The organism is Rhizobium sp. RAF36, from assembly GCF_052114105.1.
Lineage (GTDB): Bacteria > Pseudomonadota > Alphaproteobacteria > Rhizobiales > Rhizobiaceae > Rhizobium.
In genome coordinates this window covers 41270-63223 of record NZ_JBFREC010000014.1, presented here as the reverse complement: position 1 = coordinate 63223, position 21954 = coordinate 41270, and the positions used below count along the sequence as shown (strand labels likewise).

General features: G+C 63.2%; 11 protein-coding genes. 5 read left to right on the top strand and 6 right to left on the bottom strand.

What is annotated here, in order from left to right; all coding sequences use genetic code 11:
* Positions 1-105 precede the first annotated feature (105 nt).
* Positions 106-798 carry a sugar transferase gene (locus tag AB4Z25_RS28970; protein ID WP_112516396.1) on the top strand — a complete coding sequence of 231 codons (693 nt, stop codon included), beginning with the start codon at positions 106-108 and terminating at the stop codon, positions 796-798.
* On the opposite strand, the gene AB4Z25_RS28965 is transcribed toward AB4Z25_RS28970, so the two are convergent.
* Entirely contained in the window at positions 788-985 is a 198-nt protein-coding gene (locus AB4Z25_RS28965) for a hypothetical protein (RefSeq protein ID WP_112538979.1), read from the bottom strand. The genes AB4Z25_RS28970 and AB4Z25_RS28965 overlap by 11 nt on opposite strands.
* Positions 986-1230: 245 nt before the next feature.
* On the opposite strand from AB4Z25_RS28965, the gene AB4Z25_RS28960 reads away from it, so the two are divergent.
* A complete protein-coding gene (locus tag AB4Z25_RS28960) occupies positions 1231-2691 on the top strand; it encodes an oligosaccharide flippase family protein (protein ID WP_162698759.1) in 1461 nt (486 codons plus the stop codon).
* A 30-nt stretch (positions 2692-2721) separates the two neighbouring features.
* Positions 2722-3543 carry a methyltransferase, TIGR04325 family gene (locus tag AB4Z25_RS28955; protein ID WP_112538977.1) on the top strand — a complete coding sequence of 274 codons (822 nt, stop codon included), beginning with the start codon at positions 2722-2724 and terminating at the stop codon, positions 3541-3543.
* A gap of 69 nt (positions 3544-3612) precedes the next feature.
* Here AB4Z25_RS28955 and AB4Z25_RS28950 read toward each other — a convergent pair whose 3' ends face one another.
* Positions 3613-5310 (bottom strand): FAD-dependent oxidoreductase, encoded by a 1698-nt coding sequence (locus AB4Z25_RS28950; RefSeq protein ID WP_442210487.1) that lies wholly within the window; start codon positions 5308-5310, stop codon positions 3613-3615.
* A 232-nt stretch (positions 5311-5542) separates the two neighbouring features.
* On the opposite strand from AB4Z25_RS28950, the gene AB4Z25_RS28945 reads away from it, so the two are divergent.
* Both AB4Z25_RS28945 and AB4Z25_RS28940 read left to right on the top strand, forming a co-directional pair.
* Complete coding sequence (locus AB4Z25_RS28945) at positions 5543-6721, top strand: aminotransferase class I/II-fold pyridoxal phosphate-dependent enzyme (RefSeq protein WP_112390124.1); 1179 nt, start codon at positions 5543-5545, stop codon at positions 6719-6721.
* Positions 6711-7457, top strand: coding sequence for a 4'-phosphopantetheinyl transferase superfamily protein (locus AB4Z25_RS28940; protein ID WP_112538975.1), 747 nt, complete (start codon positions 6711-6713; stop codon positions 7455-7457). The genes AB4Z25_RS28945 and AB4Z25_RS28940 overlap by 11 nt, the downstream gene beginning before the upstream one ends.
* Here the strand turns inward: AB4Z25_RS28940 and AB4Z25_RS28935 are convergent.
* The 4 genes from AB4Z25_RS28935 to AB4Z25_RS28920 are packed head-to-tail and all read right to left on the bottom strand — an operon-like array spanning position 7427 to position 21841.
* Positions 7427-9019 (bottom strand): glucosamine inositolphosphorylceramide transferase family protein, encoded by a 1593-nt coding sequence (locus tag AB4Z25_RS28935; RefSeq protein WP_112538994.1) that lies wholly within the window; start codon positions 9017-9019, stop codon positions 7427-7429. The genes AB4Z25_RS28940 and AB4Z25_RS28935 overlap by 31 nt on opposite strands.
* A gap of 29 nt (positions 9020-9048) precedes the next feature.
* Complete coding sequence (locus AB4Z25_RS28930) at positions 9049-11844, bottom strand: condensation domain-containing protein (RefSeq protein ID WP_112538974.1); 2796 nt, start codon at positions 11842-11844, stop codon at positions 9049-9051.
* Positions 11844-19925: a non-ribosomal peptide synthetase/type I polyketide synthase gene (locus AB4Z25_RS28925; RefSeq protein ID WP_112538973.1), complete on the bottom strand. Its 8082-nt coding sequence runs from the start codon at positions 19923-19925 to the stop codon at positions 11844-11846. Before AB4Z25_RS28925 ends, AB4Z25_RS28930 begins: the two co-directional genes overlap by 1 nt.
* Positions 19922-21841, bottom strand: coding sequence for a non-ribosomal peptide synthetase (locus AB4Z25_RS28920; protein WP_162698758.1), 1920 nt, complete (start codon positions 21839-21841; stop codon positions 19922-19924). Before AB4Z25_RS28920 ends, AB4Z25_RS28925 begins: the two co-directional genes overlap by 4 nt.
* Between the last annotated feature and the right edge of the window lie 113 nt (positions 21842-21954).

The window sequence follows — 21954 nt, the reverse complement described above, 5'->3', positions numbered from 1 at the left end:
GCCCGATTACCTCTATGTGACTAGCTGACTACCCTCAGGATGAATTGTAAATGGCCAGACGCGCTGGCAACCTGATCATGGGTTCAAGGGTAAATGGGGTTTGATATGTTATCTGCTTTCGACGGCTTTGCCCGCGGTGACCAGGTCACGCCGGAGATCCGTGTCGTTGCAGCCGGCTACCGGCTCAAGCGTACCCTCGACATCGTTTTCGCTAGCCTCGGCCTGCTGTTTCTGGCCCCGGCCCTGATCCTGATCGTCATCGCCCTTTTGATCGTCGATGGCCGTCCCATCTCCTTCAGCCATACCCGTGTCGGCAAATACGGCCGCCCGTTCCGCTGCCTGAAATTCCGCTCGATGCGCACCGATTCCGCCGAGCGCCTGGCCGAAATCCTGGCGACCGATCCGGTGCGCCGGGCCGAATGGCAGGAAACCCAGAAGCTGATGAATGACCCGCGCGTCCACTGGCTCGGCAAGCTCTTGAGAATGACCAGCGCCGACGAACTGCCGCAGCTGATCAACGTGCTGCGCGGCGAGATGAGCCTTGTCGGCCCGCGCCCGATCATTGCCGAGGAAATCGAGCGCTACGGCGCCAACGCCCATGTCTATCTGGCAATGACCCCCGGCCTGACCGGTATGTGGCAGGTCAGCCGCCGCCAGGACACCTCCTACGAGGAACGCGTCCAGTATGACGTGGATTACTACCGCTCGTGTTCATTCACGACGGATATCAGCATTCTCTGGAAAACGGTCGGGGTGGTTTTTCTCGCTCACAACGAGAAAGAGCGGCTCACCAAATGAAAATGGCGGCGAGAATGACCCAGCAGGCGAGGCAGAACAGCGCCAAGCCCCAGCGGAGCTTGTATTTCAGGAAAGACGGGCGGCCATCCGGCGCCTGGCCGGGACCGGCTTCCTTGGAAAGATCACTGAAGCTGGCCGCGCTCTGCGCATATGCAGACTTCCGTGCCGCCTTTGACTCTGTGATCATGACATTGTCTCCCTACCTCTTCGGCAGCCGACTCAGTACAAGCTCTCCGTCCTGCCGGGAATCGCATACCGCGCAAACCTTGTCCAACGATTGTTTCTCGGGCTGGCAAGGCGGCGCCGCATCTTTCCGGGCTGCAGTAATAACACCGCAGCCGCCTTGTTGTTCAATCCGCCGCGAGGTTCGGTGAGATGAACGGGGGGGAGGAAAGACCGGACAGCCAGAATCCGCAGCAGAAATCCAGGCGCATGAAGATGCCCGCCTTCGTCGGCGCGGGGCTCTGGACGCTCTCGGCCAAGATCGTCTCGCAGCTCGCCCAGCTGCTGGCCTTCCTGCTCGCCGCCCGCATCCTGGAATCGGCGCAATTCGGCTTTTACGCCTACAGTTCGGCGATCGCCATCCTGCTTGTCCTCTGCGCCGAAGGCGGCTGGGGCGAATATGTGATGAAGTCCCACAGCACCGGCCGCGAGCTCGACCAGATCGGCACGATCGCGGTGATGTCTGGCGTTCTCTGCACCGGGGTCGGCTTCCTGATCTCCGGCGCCCTGCATGTCTGGAACGAGCAATGGCTCGGCATTCTGATCGCGCTCTACAGCTGCTGGTTCCTGCCCTCCTCGCTATCGGTTGTTTATGACGGCATCCTCGTCAATCGCGGGCAGTTGAAGCAGCAGTCGATCATCCGCATCGTCGCCGAGGGCTTCGGGCTCGCCGTGACTATCGCTGGCTTGCATGCCGGCTTCCACGTCGCCTCGCTGATCATCGGCCGGCTGGTGATGCAGACCACCTGCCTCGTCGGCTCGTTCATCGTCGTGCGCTGGTATCCGCGCTTCCATCTCACCCGCGCTTTCCTCTTCGATATCCTCGAATTCTCGCGGCATATCCTGTCCAACCGGATCATCTTCTACCTGCGCTCCTATTCCGGCACGCTGGCACTCGGCAGCTTCCTGGGCCTGGCCGAAGCCGGTTACTACCGCGCTGCCGAACGGATCGTCGGCGCCATTTCCGAGCTGCTCGGCGAACCGGCCCGCATGCTGGCCTGGACGGCCTTCCGCAAGATCAAGGGCCAGCCCGCCGATCCGCAGAAATTCGAGGAGCTCGGCCGCACCGCAACGCATTTCATGACGGCGCTGATGATCGTCTCCGCACCTGTCTACATCGGCCTGGCGCTGGTCTCTCCCGCTCTCGTCGATATCGCGCTCGGCGACACGTGGGCGCCGACCGCGGCACTCGTCTCCATCCTCGCCATCAAGCAGGTTTTGCTGATACCGGGCTACGTCACCGAGCCGCTGCTGTCGATCACCGGCAACATCGCCCGGATGCCGCGCCTGATGCTGCTGAACGGCGTCGTGGCGATCGCCCTGATCGTCGCCGCAGCACCCTTCGGGGTCGAGGCCGCCGCCTTCGGCCAGTGCATCGCCGCGCTGATCAGCCTGAAAATCTCCGCCCACCTGCAGGGCCGCTATGGCGGCCTCGACTGGAAGCGGGTGTTCCGCGATTGCGGCTATGTCTTCATCGCGATCCTCGCGATGTCGGCCATCGTCTACGCCTTCGGCTATATCGGCGAAGCAACCGCGATGACCCGCATCGAGATGATTGCCTTTCAGGTGCTGTCAGGCGCCGTGACCTACTTTGCAGCACTGGGGGTGATGCATCGGTTCCACGGCGGCGTCGTTCCGATCTGGGAGGTGAAAGATCAACACAAGACTTAGTGACCATCCATCAAGGCCGGGGAAAAGCCGATGACGACGACTGTGACGCTGAAAGGCCGCACATCGACTTTGCGCGAAGCAAGGCGGCGTGCTGAAAAGCTTATTGTGCCATTGCAAGCCCTCAGCGGGCGCTTGCGATATTTCCTTCCGATCCCGCGCCGCTTCACCGGCGCCTATTCCAGCTATGCCGAAGCGCTGGCCGCAGCCAGCACCGGCCCGCTTGCCGGCTACGATCACGACGAGATCGCCCCTGTCGCCTTCGAGCAGATGTGCAAGATCGCCGCCTGGGATTATCCGGTCCTCTTCTGGATGCGCGATCTGGTCCGCGAGACCGGCAGCCTGGTCGATGCAGGCGGCCATATGGGCACCAAATACCGGGCCTTCCGCTCGCACCTGCCGCTCGGTCCCGATTTCCGCTGGGTGGTCTACGACCTGCCGTCGATCATCCGCGCCGGGCAGCGTCTCGCCGAGAAGGACAAGCTGACGCGGCTTTCCTTCGTCGACCGCATGGCCGACGCCGGTCCCGCGCCGCTCTTTCTCGGTTCCGGGCTGATGCAATATCTCGACATCCCGCTCGGCAAGCTGATCGGCGACATGCCGCAAGCCCCGAAACATTTGCTGCTCAACAAGGTCGCCCTGCGCAAGGGGCCGACCGTCGTGACGCTGGAGCAGATCGGGCCTGCCAAGGTGCCCTACCAGATCCGCAACGAAGCCGAGTTCATGCATCATGTGACCGGCCTCGGATACGAACTGGTGGACCGCTGGACGATCCCCTCGCTCTCGTCCAGGATCGACACCCATCCGGAACTCGGCGCCAGCGAAAGTGCCGGCTTCTACTTCCGCAAGATCTGAACGGGATCGCCACGAATCCAAAACGCCGCGCATTGCGCGGCGTCTTCATTTCCGGATCGAAGTGGAACCTCAGACGACCTGGCGCGATTGCTGTGCGCCGGAGGCCGGCCGCCGCTCGCCGGCAAGCCGTTCGCTCAGATGATCGGCAAGCCGCATCGATAGTGCCACCAGCATCAGCGTCGGGTTCGCGTGCCCTGCTGTCGGAAACACCGAGCTGCCTGCGACATAGAGACCATCGACGCCATGCACCATCGCGTTGCGATCGACGACGCTGGTCGCCGGATCGCTGCCCATGCGCGTCGTGCAGGATGGATGGGCCATGTCCATGAAGGCCGCTGCCGCCCGGTCGCCGGAGGCGATCCATTCGGCAAGCTCCGGCTCCGGCAGCCCGAGCCGCTGAAACTCGACGGCAATGGTCTGCGCCAGCCGCGCGATGCTCTCGACTTCGGTCTCGCCGATCTTCCAGTTAACCCGGGCAATCGGCTTGCCGAAGCGGTCGAGTTTTTCGGACAACGTCACGCGGCTTTCGGGATCCAGCTGCTGCTCGGCCATCACGTCGAAGCGCAACTCGGCGGAGCGATGCGGCAGTCCCCGCATCTTGACGAGACGCTGATAGGCGCCGGATGCGACCATGCCGGCAGAACCGGCGACCGTCAGCAGATCGCCGATCACGCTCTTGCCTCCGCCCTTTGCCAGCCGCTTGAGCGCCGCCCAAGGATCGTCGGTAGCGTGGATCTGCACCGGATAGGCGGCACAGTTCGTCAGCCCTTCCCGCGCCTGGATCGCCGGGCTCAGAGACAGGCCGCGAAGATAAAAATGCGGCGCGCCGTCATGCTTCAACCCGTAGAAATTGAAGTGACGCGTGACTGTGTCGATATCCCGGCTCTTGCGGAAGCGCATCAGCGTCGTACGCGGATGATCGGCGAGATAGCGGCCGACCGTGCCGCGGGTGTTGCCGAGACCGGCAGGCGACAGCGAATTCGACGCCAGAAGCAGCCGCGCATTCTCGACGCCGCCGCAGCAGAGCACCACCATCTTCGCCCGCACTGTCGCCGTATTACCCTCGGCGCTGGCGACGCTCAGCGAATGATAACCGCGCTGTTCGGCACGGATCTCGGTGACATTGGCGTTGGTCAGGAACTTCGTGCCCGATTGCGCCAGCCCGCGGGCCACACTGGCAAAGCGCATCGGCTCGCCGCGCTTCTTCCGCTCATGGCTGAACTGCCAGAAGAAATAGCGCAGGCTCTTGGCGTCGAGCCTCAGCTCCTCCGGCGCCGTGCGCAGCAGATCGTGCAGCTTCTCGTCATAGACGTTGGGCCCGAGATTGAGCAGTTCAGCGGCACGGCCGAGATGCGGCATCAATTCATTGCGCTCGAAAGGCCAGCCGGACAGCCGGAGCCACGGCCGCAATGCGAAATCCATATCGTCGAAGGCGGCGCATTTGCCGATCCAGGTATGGGTGCTGCCGCCGAGCATGCGGTTGCGAAGTTCGAAAGCCGGAATGGCGTTCAGCCAGGAAAGAGAGCCGTTATAGCCCCGTCCTTCGGGCGCCTGACGGCCGCCGGATGGTTCACCGGTATTCTCGACCGCATTCAGCGCCTGCGGGCCCGGTTCGTAGGACGGGCCGCCACTGTCTAGCACCAGCACATCCGCCTTCCCGGTCAGCTCGCGCGCGATCGTAAGCCCGGCAGGCCCGCCGCCGATGACGGCGACATCGACCTGCAGCAAGGTGTGCACGGGCATGGATCTGAGATCGAGAATGCTCAAGGCCTTTTCCCCTTCGATAGCGTCCCCTTTGATAGCAAGACCGCGCCCGCGACATAAATCGTCCAATGAGGTCCCGCGGATTAGATCGCCTACCGACTTCGGCTAGGCTCCCACCCCCGGCCACCCTCTCCTAAGCCGGAAGGATATGCTGAACGGCCCGGCGCTCCGTTTTAAGGTTCGGTGTCGCGCGGCCATGAGCGCCGCGAATTGGGAGCGCAGGAGATTTCAGCAGATGGCCCGTGTCGGAGTTCGTGAATGGCTGGCGCTTGCGCCGGTAATGCTATCAGGCAAGCTCGCCCGCTACAGCGATGACACTGGCGGGCCGCTGAAGCGTTTCGAAACCGACTTCTGCGAGAAGTTCGGCCTGTCGCATGCGCTGACGATGTGCAACGGCACCGCAGCGCTGATTTCGGCGATCGCCGCCGCCGGCATCGGCCCCGGCGACGAGGTGCTCGTGCCCGCCTATACCTGGATCGCCACCGCCGCCGCCCCGCTCGCTGCCGGCGCCGTTCCCGTGCTTGTCGATATCGACCAGACGCTGACCATGGATCCGGCCGATATCGTGCGCAAGATCACGCCGCGGACCAAGGCGATCATTCCGGTTCACATGGCCAACATGGTCTGCGACATGGATGCCATCATGCGGATCGCCCGTGAGCACAATCTCCTGGTCATCGAGGACGCCTGCCAGGCGGTCGGCCTGACCTACAAGGGCAAGCGCACCGGCTCGTTCGGTGATGCGGCGGCCTACAGCTTCAATCAGTTCAAGAACATCAATATCGGCGAAGGCGGGGCTCTCGCCACCAACGATGCCACCCTCTTTGCCCGGGCGCGCATGTATCACGATATCGGCGCGCTGTTCCGTGGCCATCTCGAATTCATCAAGGAGCCGCCGATCCTCGGCGTCAATTTCAAGGCCAACCAGATCCAGGGCGCGATGCTGAATGTCCAGCTGAAGAAGCTCGATCCGATGATCGCCAAGATGCGCCGTCGCTATGATGTGATGACCGACATCCTGTCGCATAGCGACGTGCTGCGCGTCGGCCCGCATAACGATGTCGGCAATGCCGCCGGCCTGCATGTGATGTTCGACACCGAGGACGACGCCAAGCGCTTTGCCGCCGAACACAAGCGTGGCGTCTACCGCCTCTACGATTCCAGCCGCCACGTCTTCACCAACTGGCAGCCGATCCTGCAGAAGCGTACCGCCCATCCGGGCATGAACCCCTACAAGTGGGCCGACAAGAGCGTCGATTACGGCGGCGACACCTGCACCCAGTCGCTCGACATCCTGAAGCGTACGTGCCGCATCAGCCTCGGCGAAAACTATCCGCTGATGCTGATGGCCCATCTTGCCAAGCGGATGGTGCAGCAGCGCCCGGCCGGCGGGCAGCTCGCCTATGCGACCTGAGACGGCTGGCAGCGACGGCATCATCGACCTCTGGCTGTTCGATCTCGAACCGCCGCTGCCTTACGTCCACGATCTCGAACGGCTGCTCAGCGGCGACGAGCGGACCCGCGCCGCCGCCTTCGTCTTCGACGCCGACCGCAACCGTTACATTGCCGGGCGCGGGCGGCTGCGCGAAATCTTGGCGCACTATCTCGGCCTGCCGCCGCAGGACATCCGCTTTACCTACAACGAATATGGAAAGCCCGGTCTCGACGCCGGGCTTCACGGCGTTCTGCATTTCAATCTGAGCCACAGCGCCGGGCTGGCGCTGCTGGCCGTTTCGGACCGCTATTCGCTCGGCGCCGATATCGAACAGGTGGCGCCACTCAAGGAAGACGTGGCCGCCTATTGCTTCTCCGATGCCGAGCGGCGCGATCTCGCAGCCTTGTCGCAAGACGAGTACCTGGACGGCTTCTATCGCTGCTGGACCCGCAAGGAGGCCTTCGTCAAGGCGCATGGCGAAGGCCTGTCGCTGCCGCTGCAATCCTTCGACGTCTCTATCGGCACGGAAGCCGCGCCTCTTCTCAAGAGGCTGGACTCCGATCCATCAGGCCTTCGGAACTGGAAGCTTTTTAATCTCGCCCTGGCGCCAGGCTTTGCCGGCGCCCTGGCAGTGTTGACGGGCGGCAGGAACTCCCGGCTGCAATGGCGCAGCCTGGAGGAACTCTACGCCGTCAGCCGCGCATCCAGTATGTAGCGCCCGCCTGCCTCGTCGAAATGATGGCAGCCGTGCAGGCCAGCCTTGAAATCAGGCGTGATCACCCGGACGCACCGCTCGCGATAGGCATCTTCGCTGAGCTCATCGATCTCCATAATATTCAGACCATAGCCGTAGACGCCGTTGGTGTTGCGCTGCGACGGCCGGTAGAGATGCCCGCCGCGTTCGAACATCCGCCCGCCGTTGCGGGCCGCGACGCTGCCGATCACCACAGGATTGTGCCGGTGCGGCTTCAGACCCTTCAGATCCGGGCCATCGACCTCGTAGATATAGAGCTCGCTGCAGTGATCCTCATAGGCGTGATAGTCGGAGAGATTGCTGAACAGCCACCACTTGCCACCATGCTGGACCAGCATGTTGTCCGCGGCGGACCGCCCTTCGAGCGCCGTCGAATGCAGCTCCCATTTCAGCGGAAACTCGACGCAGCGCCAGATCTCGATGCGTTTGGTGGCATGCGTCTCCGGCATCATGAAGATGTCGTCGCCATCGCGAAAGACGTAGGGATAAGAGAGATGGTGCTCGCAATTCAGCGCGATGCCGACAGGAACGAGCTTGTCGCCCTCGAAGCGTCCGACCGAGATATGCGCCTTGTGACCGCCGGTCGAATAGGATTCGTAGAACAGGTAGCAATTGCCATCATGCTCGAAGAGAAAGGGGTCGGCCTTGATGTCGTCCTTGGTCGGCGGCACCTCGATCGATTGCGACGGATCGAAATCGTCGATCTTTCCCCGGCCGGTATAGAGCGTCCAGACGGCGGCGCGCAGATGCATCCGCCGGCCGGCAGCATCCGCCGCGCGTTCGAGGAGATGCAGGCCGAGCGCCGCGCCATAATGCAGCACAGTCGCAAGCTTCGGTGGTGTTGCAGGTTTCCGCACTCGGGCAGGCTCGATGTTGAGCTCGCCGGCAGCCGCCTTGCGCAGCTCGCGCATCAACAGCGTCACCGAACGTTCCTTGATGAAGGCGGTGTTGCGGGCTGCTGAAATCTTGATGTTGAAACTGCAGGCGGCAATTGTCGACTTGCCCGCCCCGCCGCGGTCGGCCGACAGGATAAGCTCGGTCGCCGGTGCCTTCGACAGCAGATCCCGGTATCCGAACCAGCTGCCGTCCGCCGAGCATTCGTCGGAGAAATTGAACGACCAGACGCCGAACGGCAGAAGGTTCGCCACCGTTGCCGGCAGCGATGCCGGTGTCATCCGGATGATCAGATCCAGCCCGAGTTCGACCGCGAGCCGCGCGACATAATTGCCCCGCGCCGCATCGTCGGACATCGCATGCATGACGTCGAAGCGCTGCTCGGCAGCCTGGAAGCTGCCGGGCAGATAGGCGGGCTGGCGGGCAAAAAGCCGGTTCTCGATCTGCCATTGCAGCCGGAACAGGCGCGATGCCCTCGCCGTGCCGTCGGGACGATCGTGGACGATGACGGTCTCGAGCACGAAACGGCTGTCGGCCTTGATCCGGTCGAGCACGGCCAGCTGCCAGCTTTCCAGCCCGTCCTTGTTTCCGGCCAGAACGCCGATCCTCAGCGGTCTGTCTTGTCCCATGATGTCGCTCCGTTTCAACGGGTTGCGGGTCATTTCTGATCTGCTGACTGCAGCTTCTTCGAGATTGCCGAAGCCAGTTCGCGGATCCCGTCGCTGCTGAGCGAGTCCTCATGCCAGCCGCTAAGGTCGACGCATGCTGTATCCTTGGCAACCGCCTCGCCCCAGCCGAACCGCAACTTGCGGGCGCGCGGGTGATGTGCCTGGCTACGCAGGAAGACGATCGACGGATCCTGCGTCTGCGCCGGCTTGTACTGCCTTGATGCGCGCACCAGCAGGCCGGTCACCGCCTCATTGGCGACTTCCTCGGGCGAATACTCGCCCTTGCGGACGCCGAAGAGACGCAGCAGGCCGAGCGTGACGTTGAACTCCTTCAGGTAATCGATGACAGGCATGCGGCCACCGAGCACCTTCTGCGTGAAGTAGATCGACCGCTTGACGCGCCGCTCTATCGTCCAGCGCTTCTGGCGGAACTTCGGCTGCGAGCGGAAATATCCCGGCGCCCAGGCATCGATCATCGCCGTGAACTGCACGTTCTTGCCGGCTTCGCGCAGCTGTCTGGCGATCTCGAAGGCGAGAACGCCGTTGACGCAAAGGCCGACGATGGAAACCGAGGTGACCTGCGGCGGGATCTGCATCGCGTCTATGGCAAGGGCGGCAATCTCCTCGAACGACTTGCTTTCCAGCGCATCATCGAGCCGCGCGTTGAACATGTTGACGTTGTAGACCGCGACCGTTTCCGGCAGCTCGCTTGCCAGCCGGTAGTAGAGGAACGGGTGATTCAGCGTATAGACCGCTTCCGTTCCCGTTCCCGGCTTGCAGGTGATCATTTCCCAGGGATTTTCAGGAGCTTGAACCTCTGCCTTCACAGGCGCCGTCGAGACGCCGAACACCGATGCGGTGAACCGCTCGAGCGTCGGTTCACGGAACAGCAGCTCGAGGTTCGGCTTTTCGTTGAACTTTTCGCGCACGGCAGCAAGCATCCGCAGCGCCAGCAGCGAATGACCGCCAAGCGCGAAGAAATCGCTCTCCGGCGCTACCGTGGGAACATTGAGGATCTGCTTCCAGAGGGCGGCAACCGCCGCCATCTTTTCCGGATCAGCCTTCATGGCGGCACCACCGGTGGCAACGGCCTGGACAGCCTTGGCCGGAGCGGACGCCGGCAGACGCACCGCCGAACGGTCGATCGATCCATCGGCCGACTTCGGAAGCCGCATCAGCACGCTGATTTCCTTCGGCAGCTTGTCACCGGGAATATGCGCTTCCAGATGGCGCATGAGGATCGCCGGCAGCCGGTCGAGCGCATCCTCGCAGCTCGGCGACGGAACGACGAAGGCCTGCGAGCCGATCTGCCCGCCACCGGAAACGACGGCAGCCTCGCCGACGGAAGGATGCGCACGCAGCACTCCCTCGACATCGTGCGGATCGAAGCGGTGAACCGCAACGGGAGCAGCCCCGCGGCGCGGCACCGTCAGTGCCGAAAGCGGCATGTCGGGATTGGCGAGCACCGCATCGTAGGTCTCCTTCCAGTAGCGCAGGAAGAGCTCTATGGTTTCCTTGTCAAACAGATCGGTGTTGTATTCGATCGACATGCGCCAGCCGCTCGGACGGCCGACCATCATGAAGCTCAGATCGTAGATGACGCCGGGCGATTGCGACGGAGCACTGATCAACTCGAATTCGCCATAGCGGCGGTCTTCGAGGAAAGCCTTGGACAGGTTGAAATTGACCGAGATCAGCGGATTGCGCGACGGATCGCGCGGCGGATTGATCATCCCGACCAGTTCGTTGAACGGCATGCGCTGGTGGTTGAGAACCCCTTCCAGCATCTCGTTCGACGAACGGATATGCTCGGCGAAGGTCGGATCGCCGCCCATGTCGTATTTCAGGACCAGCGTGTTGATGAAGACGCCGATCAGATTTTCGAGGTCGGTATCCTCGCGTCCCGCGACGTTCGAGCCGAACAGAACGCAGTTTTCCCCGGTCAGCCGCTGCAGCATGGCGCTGATCACGGCGGTGCCGTAGCTGTAGAGCGAGACGCGTGCCTTGCGCGCGGCGGCATCGATCTTGTCGCCGAAATCCATCGGCTGCAGGACCGAGATCAGGTCGGCGCTGGTGGTCTTGACCGGGCCGCGCGGCCGGTCGGGAGAGACTTCGAAATACGGCGCATCCGTCAGCTTCTCGCGCCAGAAGGTGCTTTCTGTCTCGAAGCCGTAACTCGCCAGATATTCGGTCTGCCACAGCGCGTAGTCGCCATATTGCAGGGCAAGCTCCGGCACGTCGGGCTGGCGTCCGGCATCGATTGCCGAGGCGATCTCGCCCAGTTCGCGGCCGAGCACGCGGATCGACCAGCCGTCGAAGCAGCTCTGATGCGCGGTGATCAGGAGAACGCCGACATCGTTTTCCATCATCAGCAGGGTGACGCGGAAGAGCCCTGCCTTGCTGAGATCGAAGGGCACCCGCGCGGTTTCCTCGCCAATCGACGGCACGCGGCTCTTGCGGGTTTCCGGCGGCATATTGCGCAGATCGATGACTGGCATCTTGAAGTCGACGCTGTCGACGACCTGCTGGTAGGGACGGCCATCCTTTTCGACGATCCTGGTGCGCAGCACTTCATGGCGCTGGATGATTTTGCGGAACGCCGCTTCCAGCGTTGCCGCCTTGAAGTTGCCGCGGATCTCCCAGCGGACCGCGACGTTCAGCCCCGGATTGCCGGGATTGAGCTGGTTCAGGATCCAGCAGCGCAGCTGCGTTTGCGTGCACGGAAACTCACCGATGATCTGCTGGCCGTCCTCAGGCTGCGCAGGTGTCTTTTCGAATGCGCTCATCATGCTCTCCCCAAGCCGCGGCGTGCGCCATTACGGAAATCCTTCAGTGAAGGGACGTGGTACTGCGCCGCCGTCTGGCTCATCACGTCCTGCTGCTCGGCGAAGGCCGCAAGTTCGGCGATCGACGGATGGCGCAGCAGGTGCTTGGCTTCGAGCGGCAGGCCGGCATCCAGCATGCGGGCTGCAATGCGGAAGATGGCGAGCGAGTCGGTGCCGAGCGCGTAGAGGTTGTCCTCGACGCCGACATCCGGAAGGTTGAGAACATCCTGCCAGATGGCGAGCAGCTTGCGCTCCATCTCGGTGCGCGGCTGCACGGTGATGATCTGCGCCTCACGCTTCGGCACACCCCGCAGCTTCAAGGTCTTGCGGTCGAGCTTGCCGTTGGCCGTCTGCGGCAGCTGGGCTTCGGGCACCCAGAAGGACGGCACCATGTAGCCCGGCAGCTTGGCCTTGGCATGGGCTGCAAGCTCTGCCGGAGACGGCTCGCCTGCACCTGCTGCCGGCACCACATAGGCAACCAGCGACTTGTCGCCCTTGTCGTTCTCGGCAACCACCACCGCGCATTGCGCAATCCCCGGGACCTGGCCGACGACGGATTCGATGTCGCCGAGCTCGATGCGGAAGCCACGCAGCTTGACCTGCTGGTCGCGGCGGCCGAGCAGCTGCAGCGAACCATCCACCAGACGCCTGCCGACATCCCCCGTCTTGTAGAGACGCTGTGGCTTGCCCTGATCGAAGGCAACCGGGACGAAGGCTTTCTCGGTCAGGTCGAGACGGTCAAAGTAGCCGTTCGCCAGGCCGTCACCACCGATGCAGAGCTCACCGGTAACTCCGATGGGTGCGATCTGGTCGGTATCGTCGAGGATGTAGAGCTGCGTATTGGCGATCGGATGGCCGATCGTGATCGGCTTTGCCGCATCGGTGACCTGCTGGACGGACGACCAGATGGTGGTTTCAGTTGGGCCGTACATGTTCCAGAGCTCGCCGCCGATCGACAGCAGCGACTTCGCCAGATCCTTCGGCAGCGGTTCACCGCCGCAGAGCATCTTGAGAGCAGGCTTGTTCTTCAGCCCGGCCTCGACAAGCATCTGCCAGAGGGTTGGCGTTGCCTGCAGAACATTCGCGCCACTCTTGTTGACGAGATCGACCAGCGCAAAGCCGTCCTGAACCGTTTGGCGATCGGCGATGATGACCTTGCCGCCCGAAATCAGCGGCAGGTAAAGCTCCAGCGCCGCGATATCGAAGGAGATCGTCGTAACGGCAACGATGCTGTCATCGGCCGTGAAGCCAGGCTCGCGCTGCATCGACAAGAGGAAGTTGACCAGAGCGCCATGCGAGACTTCGACGCCCTTCGGCACGCCGGTCGAACCCGATGTGAAGATCACATAGGCGGCCGCGCCGGCCTCAACGGAGTTTTTTAGGACTGCCTCCGTCATCGATGCGGTCTGTGGCTTGTCGAGGCGGATAACCGGGACACCCGAGGCAAGGGCCGCCAGATCGTCGCTGTCGCAGACCATGCCGCCGATCCGGGCCGCATCGATCGTCTGGCGCAGGCGCTCGACGGGATGGCCGGGATCCATCGGTACATAGGCATGTCCCGATTTCATGATCGCAAGCAGAGCCACAACCATGCCGATCGAGCGTTCGCAGAGCAGCGCTACCCGCTGGCCGGGCTGCGGAACAGCCATCTGGATATCCAGCGCAAGGGCGTTGGAGCGGGCCTCGAGGTCGCGGTAGCTGATGGTCTCGGCGCCATACTGGACCGCCGTTGCATCGGGCTGCTCGGCAGCGCGCTTGGCAAACAGCGAGACAGCAAGCTCTTCCTGGTCGTAGGGTGCGGCCGTGTCGTTGAGCCCGCCGATCAGCCAGGAGCGTTCGGCCGCCGTCAGCATCGGCACGTTCTCGATCGGCAGCGTCAAATCGTCGGCCAGCGCACTGACCATCGTATCGAAATGACCGATCCAGCGCTCGACCGTTTCGCGGTCGAAGACATCGGCATTGTAGTCGACGTCGATGCGGACACCGTCGCGGCCTTCGATCATGTTGAAGAACAGGTCGAAGTTGGAGAAGGCCTTGGCATTCGGCGCCATCTGCGCCTTCAGATCGCCGAAGCTCTCGCCGCCGGCAACACGTTCCAGGTTGAACTGGATTTCAGTCAGCGGCAGTCGGCGTGCGTCACGCTTGACGCCGAGCTTCCGGACCAGCGTGCCGTAGGTATAGCCCTGGTTTTCGAAAGCCTGGAACACCAGCTGCTGGGTGGCCTTCAGATGCGTCAGGAAGCTTTCATGCGCATCGACGGTCTGGCGAAGCGGCAGAAGATTGACGCAATGGCCGAAGAGCACGTCGTCGCCGGCAAGCGTCTGGCCCGCCGATGGAATGGCGATGACGATATCCTGCTCGCCCGACAGGCGGGAGACCATGACCTGCAGCGTGGCAAGCAGCGTCGAGAACAATGTCGCCCCCGACTTCGCCCCGGCCTTCTTCAGCGCCTTGTAGTACTTGGTGTTGATGAAGCCCGTGCAGGTGCCACCAGCAAAGGTGCGCGGTTCCTGGCGCGGACGGTCGAGCGGCAGTTCCGGCAGACCCGGAATGGTCTTGAACTGATCGAGCCAGAAGGCTTCGGTCGCAGCCGAGCTTTCCGTGGTCGGCGCATATTGCGTCGCATAGGTGGCGAAGGACATAGCCTTCGGCAGCGCCACGTCCGTGCCTTCCTTGATTGCCGAATAGACGGTCGACAGCTCGCCGACGAAGATATTCAGCGACCAGCCGTCGCAGATGATGTGGTGGCCGGTGAAGACGAAGACATGCTTGTCCTTGGCAAGCTTGATGATGGCCGCCCGGGCAAGATAGCCCTCGACCAGATCGAAGGGCGTGCGCGCCTCGCCGTCGAGAATTTCCTGCAGCCGTGCGTCCGGATCGCTGTCGCCGGACATGTCGATCAGCGGCACTTCGAGGCGGAAGTTCGGGATGAATTCGAAGCTTTCGCCGCTACGGGCAAAGCGGATGCTGAGCGCGTCATGGCGTGCCGTGACACGATCGACCGCCTGCTGGAAGATCGCATGGTCGAACTCGCCTTCCAGCGTCAGCAGGAAGGATTCGTTGAAAGCGCACGAGGCTTCGTCACCGGCCTGGGCGGCGAGCCAGACTTCCTTTTGCGCTTCCGTCAGCGGTGCGGACTGCAGCTTCGGCTGGCTTTCGGTCTCCGACTTGTAGAACGGGTTGGAAGCGCCGTTGGTCTTGCGCTCCGCCGGTGCAAGGATGCCGACACCCTGCAGGGCATCGAGGCTCTTGCGGAAAGCGGCGGCAATGGCGTTGAAGTCCTCTTCGACATGCGCCGTGGTCAGGAAGCAGGGATAACCCTCCTGGATGTGGATGCCGTTGAGGCGCATATGGGCGTAGATCAACGAACCGAGCGGATCCTCGCTGCCGAAATCGGTGATGAACCAGCTCTTGTAGCCCTGGATGACAATACCGATGCCGCGCTTGGCAAGGTCGGCGTTCATTTCGGCGATCAGCGCCTGGGTGCGTTCGGCAACCCAATCATAAAGAATGGCACCGTCGCCCTTGATATGGTCGATGACCGCACGCATGGCGGCCAGAACCAGAGGATGGCGGACGAAGGTGCCGGCGAAGAAGGTCGGCGCCGTCATCGGAACCGAGTCATCGCCATAATTCCAGTTGCCACCGTCGAGCGCGTCCATGAAGCGGCTGCTGCCGGTCAGAATGCCGATCGGCATGCCGCCGCCGATGACCTTGCCATAGGTGGCCATGTCGCCCTTGATGCCCCAGATGGCCTGCATGCCGCCCGGATCGACGCGGAAGCCGGTGACGACTTCGTCGAAGACAAGCGCGAATTCGGCATCGGTGGCGATCTGGCGAAGCGAGCGGACGAACTCGACCGGACGAAGTTCCGGATGACGGCTCTGCACCGGCTCGATGATGACGGCAGCGATATCGTCTGCGTTGGAGCGGATATATTCGAGGCTCTCGGCAGCGCCGTAGCGCAGCACGATCATGTTCGAAACCGACGCCGCCGGAATGCCCGAGGCAACCGGAATTGCCGTCGGATTGTCGGCGCGGTTGCGGCCCTTGACCAACACTTCATCGAACTGGCCATGATAGTCATTCGAGAAGACGACGATCTTGTCGCGGCCGGTCACGGCTCTGGCAAGACGCATGGCGGCCATCACCGCTTCCGAGCCGGTGTTGCAGAAGGTAACGCGCTCATGGCCGGTCAGCGTGGCGATCATGTCGGCCACTTCGCCGGCAAGCGGCGTCTGCGGTCCGATCGCAAAGCCATCGTCGGCCTGGTCCTTGACGGCACGGACGACGAAATCGGGGGCGTGACCGAAGGCCGTCTGGCCGAAGCCGTTGACCAGATCGATATATTCGTTGCCGTCGATATCCCAGATGCGCGAACCCTTGGACCGGTCGCAGACCAGCGGGAACACCATTTCCTTCCATTCAGGACGGAAGCCGGAGGCGGTGCGCGGATCGGCGAGGCGGCGGCGATAGCGGGCGGTCGAGGACTTGGAGCGGCGCGTCTTGGTCTCGTATGCCGCGATCAGATCGGTGATGAACTGGCGCTTCTCGGGCGAGAGCTCGTTGACGGTGCTCTTCGTGCCCGGCTTGTAGAGCTTCATGCGCCGGGATTCCACCGGTGCATCGGCGGGCGCGCTTTCGCCAGCGGGTGCCACTGAAGGTGCCGGTGCGGCCTCGACCGGCTGTGGTGCTGCGGCAGCGGCCGGCGCGAAACTCTGGACCGGCGCCGGTGCGGCCAGCGCCGTGCCGCCCTGCATCAGGCTCATCTGCTGCGCAAACAGCGACTGCATGACCTGCAGCTGGGACTGCATCAGGGCTTCGAGGGTACCGGGTGCGGCAGAGAGTGGATTGGCAAGCGGCGGAGCGCTGATCATCACCGGCTGTGCGGCAGCCTGAACCGGTGCCGGTGCGGCTACTGCGGCAGGGGCTGCAGCAACAGCGGCAACAGGTGCGGCCTGCGCCGGCATTTCGCGGTCCAGATGGCGGGCAAGATCGGCGATCGACGGGATGTTGCTCAGCAACTCGCGGAACGAGATCTTGACCTTGTATTCGCGCTCCACCTTCTGAGCGAACTGGCCGATCAGCAGTGAATCGAAGCCAAGTTCGAGGAAGGTCGCAGCAGTCTCGTTCGCACTGAGCGACTCACCCGAGATGTCGCTCAAAATCCGAAGCAGCGAGGCTTCGAGAACAGGAACACGATCGACAACGGAAGAAACGGTCATGGATTTACTCTCACCGGTAGGTTGCGTTTGCAGTTCTTGAACTCCGGCGACGGATGCCGTCACCGCAGCGGGGGCTGATACGGTTGCTGGTTGGGCTTGTACGGGGGCAGTTGTTGCTGCCCGCCGCGTGGAAGGAGGCGCATCGACCCAATGGCGCTTGCGCTGGAAGGGATAGGTCGGCAGGTGTGTTTTGCTGCCGCCATGCGACCATGCCTGCCAGTCGATATTGCAGCCGGCCATCCACAGCTTGCCGACGGCTTCGCCGAGCGTTTCGGCGGCAGCGTCGGCACGGTCATGTTCCGGCAGCGACTGGATGATCGTCGCAACGCCTTCCTTGGGCAGCGTCTGCGATGCGAAGGTCGAGAGCGCCCGGCCGGGGCCGATTTCCATCAGCACCGGCTTGACGCCGCGGCACAGCGTTTCGAGGCCGGCCGAGAAGCGAACGGTTTCGCGGCAGTGGCGTGCCCAATAGTCCGGGGACGTACCGCGTTCACCGGTCTGCCAATCGCCGGTGACGCAGGAGATGTAAGGGAGCGTCGCCGTGCCGTAGGTCACCCGCGCCGTCTCGTCACGCAGCGCATCGGCGGCATTGTCCATCATCGCCGAATGGAAGGCATGCGAGGTGTGAAGGCGGCTATAGGCGATCCCGGCCCCGTCGAGCGAGGCGCAGACGGCATCGACGGCCGTGAAGGTGCCGGAGATGACGCAGAGCTTCGGCGCATTGACGGCAGCGATCTCGACGCCTTCGCGAAGATAGGCCGAGACCGTATCGACATCGGAGCGCACCGAAACCATGGCGCCATGCGGCTGGTTCTGCATCAGCCGCCCGCGGGTGGCGACCAGGCGCAGGCCATCTTCGAAGGAGATGACGTTGGCAAGCGTTGCGGCGACGAACTCGCCGACGCTGTGGCCGATCATCGCGAAGGGGCGTACGCCGCGGCTCATCCAGAGGCGGGCCAGCGCATGTTCGACGAGATAAAGGCAAGGCTGGGCGATCTGCGTCTCGCGCTGCTCGTCCATCATCGCCTGCGTCACCGCTCCGGAATGGCAGATATATTCGCGCAGATCCGCATTCAGCGACATCTTCAACAGCTCGGCGCCGCGGTCGATCCAGCGGGTGAATTCGGGCTCGCGGCTGTAGAGCGCTGCACCCATGCCGACATATTGCGCGCCCTGCCCCGGAAACATGAAGGCGATCGGCGGTGCCGCGTCTTCGGCCACCATCGAGGTATAGCGCTCCGACTTCAGCCGCTCGATCGCATCGTCGCGGCTGCCGGCAGCAAAAGCGCTGCGGTGATTGAAGGTGCGGCGGCCGCTCTGCAGCGTGTGGGCGACATCGGCGAGCGCAGTGTCCGGATGGGTTTCAAGATGCGCGTGCAGCTTGCCGCGCATCGCCGAAAGCGCCTCCGGCGAACGGGCCGACAGCGGGATGATGAAGGGGCCTTCGGCCGGCACCGTCTCGGCAACCGGGGCTTCCTGCAGCACGACGTGAACATTGGTACCGCCGACACCGAAGGCGCTGACACCAGCGCGGCGCGGCGTCTCGGAGACCGGCCAGTCGGCGGTCTCGCTCAGGATATAGAACGGGCTATTGGCAAGATCGATGCGCGGGTTCGGCGCCCGGAAGTTCGGCATCGCCGGGATCTTGGCATTCTTCAGCGCCAGAGCCGTCTTGATCAGGCCGCAGACACCGGCGGCCGCATCGAGATGGCCGACCGTTCCCTTGACCGATCCGAGCGCAACATTGCGCCGATGCCCGGCAATGCCGGAAAAGGCTTCGCTGAGGCCGCCGAATTCGATCGGATCGCCGAGCGGTGTCGCCGTACCGTGGCATTCGATATAGCCGATCGTCTCCGGATCGACGCCGGCATTGGCGATGGCTGAGGAGATGACATTCGCCTGACCGGCGATGCTCGGTGCCGTGAAGCCGACCTTCTCCGAGCCGTCATTGTTGACGGCATAGCCGCGGATGACGGCATAGATATCGTCGCCGTCGCGCTGGGCATCTTCCAGACGCTTCAGCACCACGACGCCAGCACCGCTGCCGAACACCGTACCGGTGGCATCGGCATCGAACGGACGGCAAACGCCGTCGGCGGACACCATGCCGCCTTCCTGGTAGATGTAGCCGCGCTTCTGCGGCAGGGTGATCGACACGCCACCTGCCAGCGCCATGTCGCAGCTATAGGTCAGAAGGTTCTGGCAGGCCTGGGATACGGCGAGCAGCGAGGTCGAGCAGGCCGATTGCAGCGAGAAGGCCGGACCATGCAGGTCGAGCTTGTAGGCGATGCGCGTTGCCAGCGCATCGTTCAGCGAACCGACGATCTGCTGGTAGAAGCCGATCTGGTAGTTTGAGGTCATTTCCTCGGCCGTCGCCCGGTCGCGGAGGATGTTGTTGATCAGATAGGTCGGCATCGAAGCGCCGGCAAAAACCCCGATCAGGCCGTCATATGCGGCCGGATCATAGGCTGCATCCTCGAGCGCTTCCCAGCAGATCTCCAAGAAGATCCGGTGCTGCGGGTCGGTGACCGCCGCCTCTTTCGGAAACATCCCGAAGAACTCGGCATCGAACATGTCGACCTCGGTCAGGTTCGGCCGTGCCGGAACGAAATTCGGAAGAGCCCGCTCTTCGTCCGTGAACGAATCCTCGAGTTCTTCTTGCGTGAATTTGGAAAAGGCATTCCGGCCGGATGTTACCAGCTGCCACAACGCATCGACGTTCTTGGCCCCTGGAAACCGTCCCGACATTCCGACAATTGCGATCTGCCCGGCATCCTGCAAGGCTTCGTCAGCATCGCCCCCGCGATCCCCCATCATTTCGTATTCCTCCGGAAGCGAGCCATATTGTTGCGCTGTTGCTCGGCGCGCTGGGCTGCGGCGGTTCCCCGGGCCGAACTGTCGAGTTTGCCGTCCAGGAACCGGGACAGTTCCCGGATCGTCGAATGTTTGAAGAGCAGGACGACTGGGATCGCCCGGCCGAGTTCGGCCTCGATCCGCGCGTGCACTTGCATCAGCTGCAGCGAGGTGCCGCCGAGATCGAAGAAATTGGTGTCGGCATCGACCGGCTTGTTGCCAAGCGCCTCACGCCACAGCCGCGTCAGCATCGCCTCGCCGCCGCTCTTGGCGGTCAGGTCGAGACTGCCGGGGACGGCTTCGGGTGGCGGTGCAAGCAGCTTCGAACGGTCGATCTTGCCCGAGCGGGTGAGCGGCATCTCATCGATGACGACAATAGAATTCGGGATCATGAAGGCGGGCAGCCGGCCGCGCAGAGCCGCCATCACATCCCGCGTCAGTTCCTGGTCCCTGCCCCGCAGATCCTCGCGCGGGCAGAGATAGGCGATCATCTGCTTCAGTTCCGGCCCCATCACCTGGCAGACAACGGCCGCCTCGGCGAGCCGGGTGTCGCTGCGCAGCGCGGTCTCGATCTCGTCGAGCTCGATGCGCTTGCCGTTGATCTTGACCTGCCGGTCGCGACGACCGCGGAAATAGACCATCCCATCGGCGTCCATCGTGCCGAGATCGCCGGTCAGATAGCAGCGCACCGGGCCGTCGCGCGTATCGACGATGACGAAACGCTCGCGCGTCAGCTCCGGGCGGTTGAAATAGCCGAGCGCCAGGCCATCGCCGCCAATCGCGATCTGCCCTTCCGTTCCGTAAGCGACTTCGCGGAGCTCGTCATCGAGAATGCGGATCTCGGTATGGGCGATCGCCTTGCCGATCGGCAGCTCCGAGCCCTTGAAATCGGCAGGGATCGAATAGGCGGTGACGAGAACGGTCGCTTCGGTCGGTCCATAGACATTCGAGACGCGGCAGTTCGGATGCGACTGCATGAAGCGCAGCGAATGGGTGACCGAGCCGACATCGCCGCCATAGATGACATGGCGCAGCGACTGCATGCGCTCCTGCCCGTAGTCGGCCATGAGATTGAAGAGACCCGGCGTCGAGGCGTGGAAGGTGACGCCGTGCTCTTCGATCAGCTCGCAGAGACGGCTGACCGAGAAATTGACATCCAGCATGCCGACCAGCTTGCAGCCGTTCAGCAGCGCGCTCCAGATTTCCAGCATCGACGCATCGAAGGAGATCGTCAGCGCATGCAGCACCACATCCTTGGTGGTGAGGATATTGTGGCGCTGGTCGAGGATCAGATTGCTGAGGCCGCGATGCGGAACGACGACACCCTTCGGCCTACCGGTCGAGCCGGAGGTAAACATGACATAGGCGGCATCGCAGCCGCAGGGCTGGCCGGCCGGCTGAGCGGCCGGGCGCGCGGCCGAAGCGTCGGTAATGGCCGCGCGGGCATCCAGCGTTTTCGTCTCGATACCCGGGATCAGCGCCAGCTTCGGAACCGAAGACGTCTCGGCGAAGATGATCTTCGGCGCGCATTCGGCAATCACATAATCGAGGTGTTCGGCTGGATAGGCCGGATCGAGCGGCAGATAGGCGGCACCTGCCTTGAGAATGGCCAGCATGCAGACCACGGTTTCGAGGCTGCGGGGAAGCAGCAGCCCGACGACATCGCCGCGGACCACGCCGCGCTCCTGGAGCATGACGGCGAGCGCATCCGAAATGGTATCGAGCTCGCCATAGCTCAGCTGGCTGTTGCCGAAAACCAGCGCGGCAGCGGCCGGATTTCTGAGCGCATGGCCGTGGACGATCGCCGGCAGTCCGCGATCCCTGTCGTAGTGGCCGATGTCCTGCGTCTCGGCCGTTTCTGTGTAAGCAAGGCCCGTCATCGCCTTTTCCCCTTCATACCCCGCTGGCGGGTGTCTGCTGAGCGGCATCCGTGAGCCGACCTTCCCATTTCACAGGGATTCCGCCAGATGATCATTGGGATGAAATCGGCGCT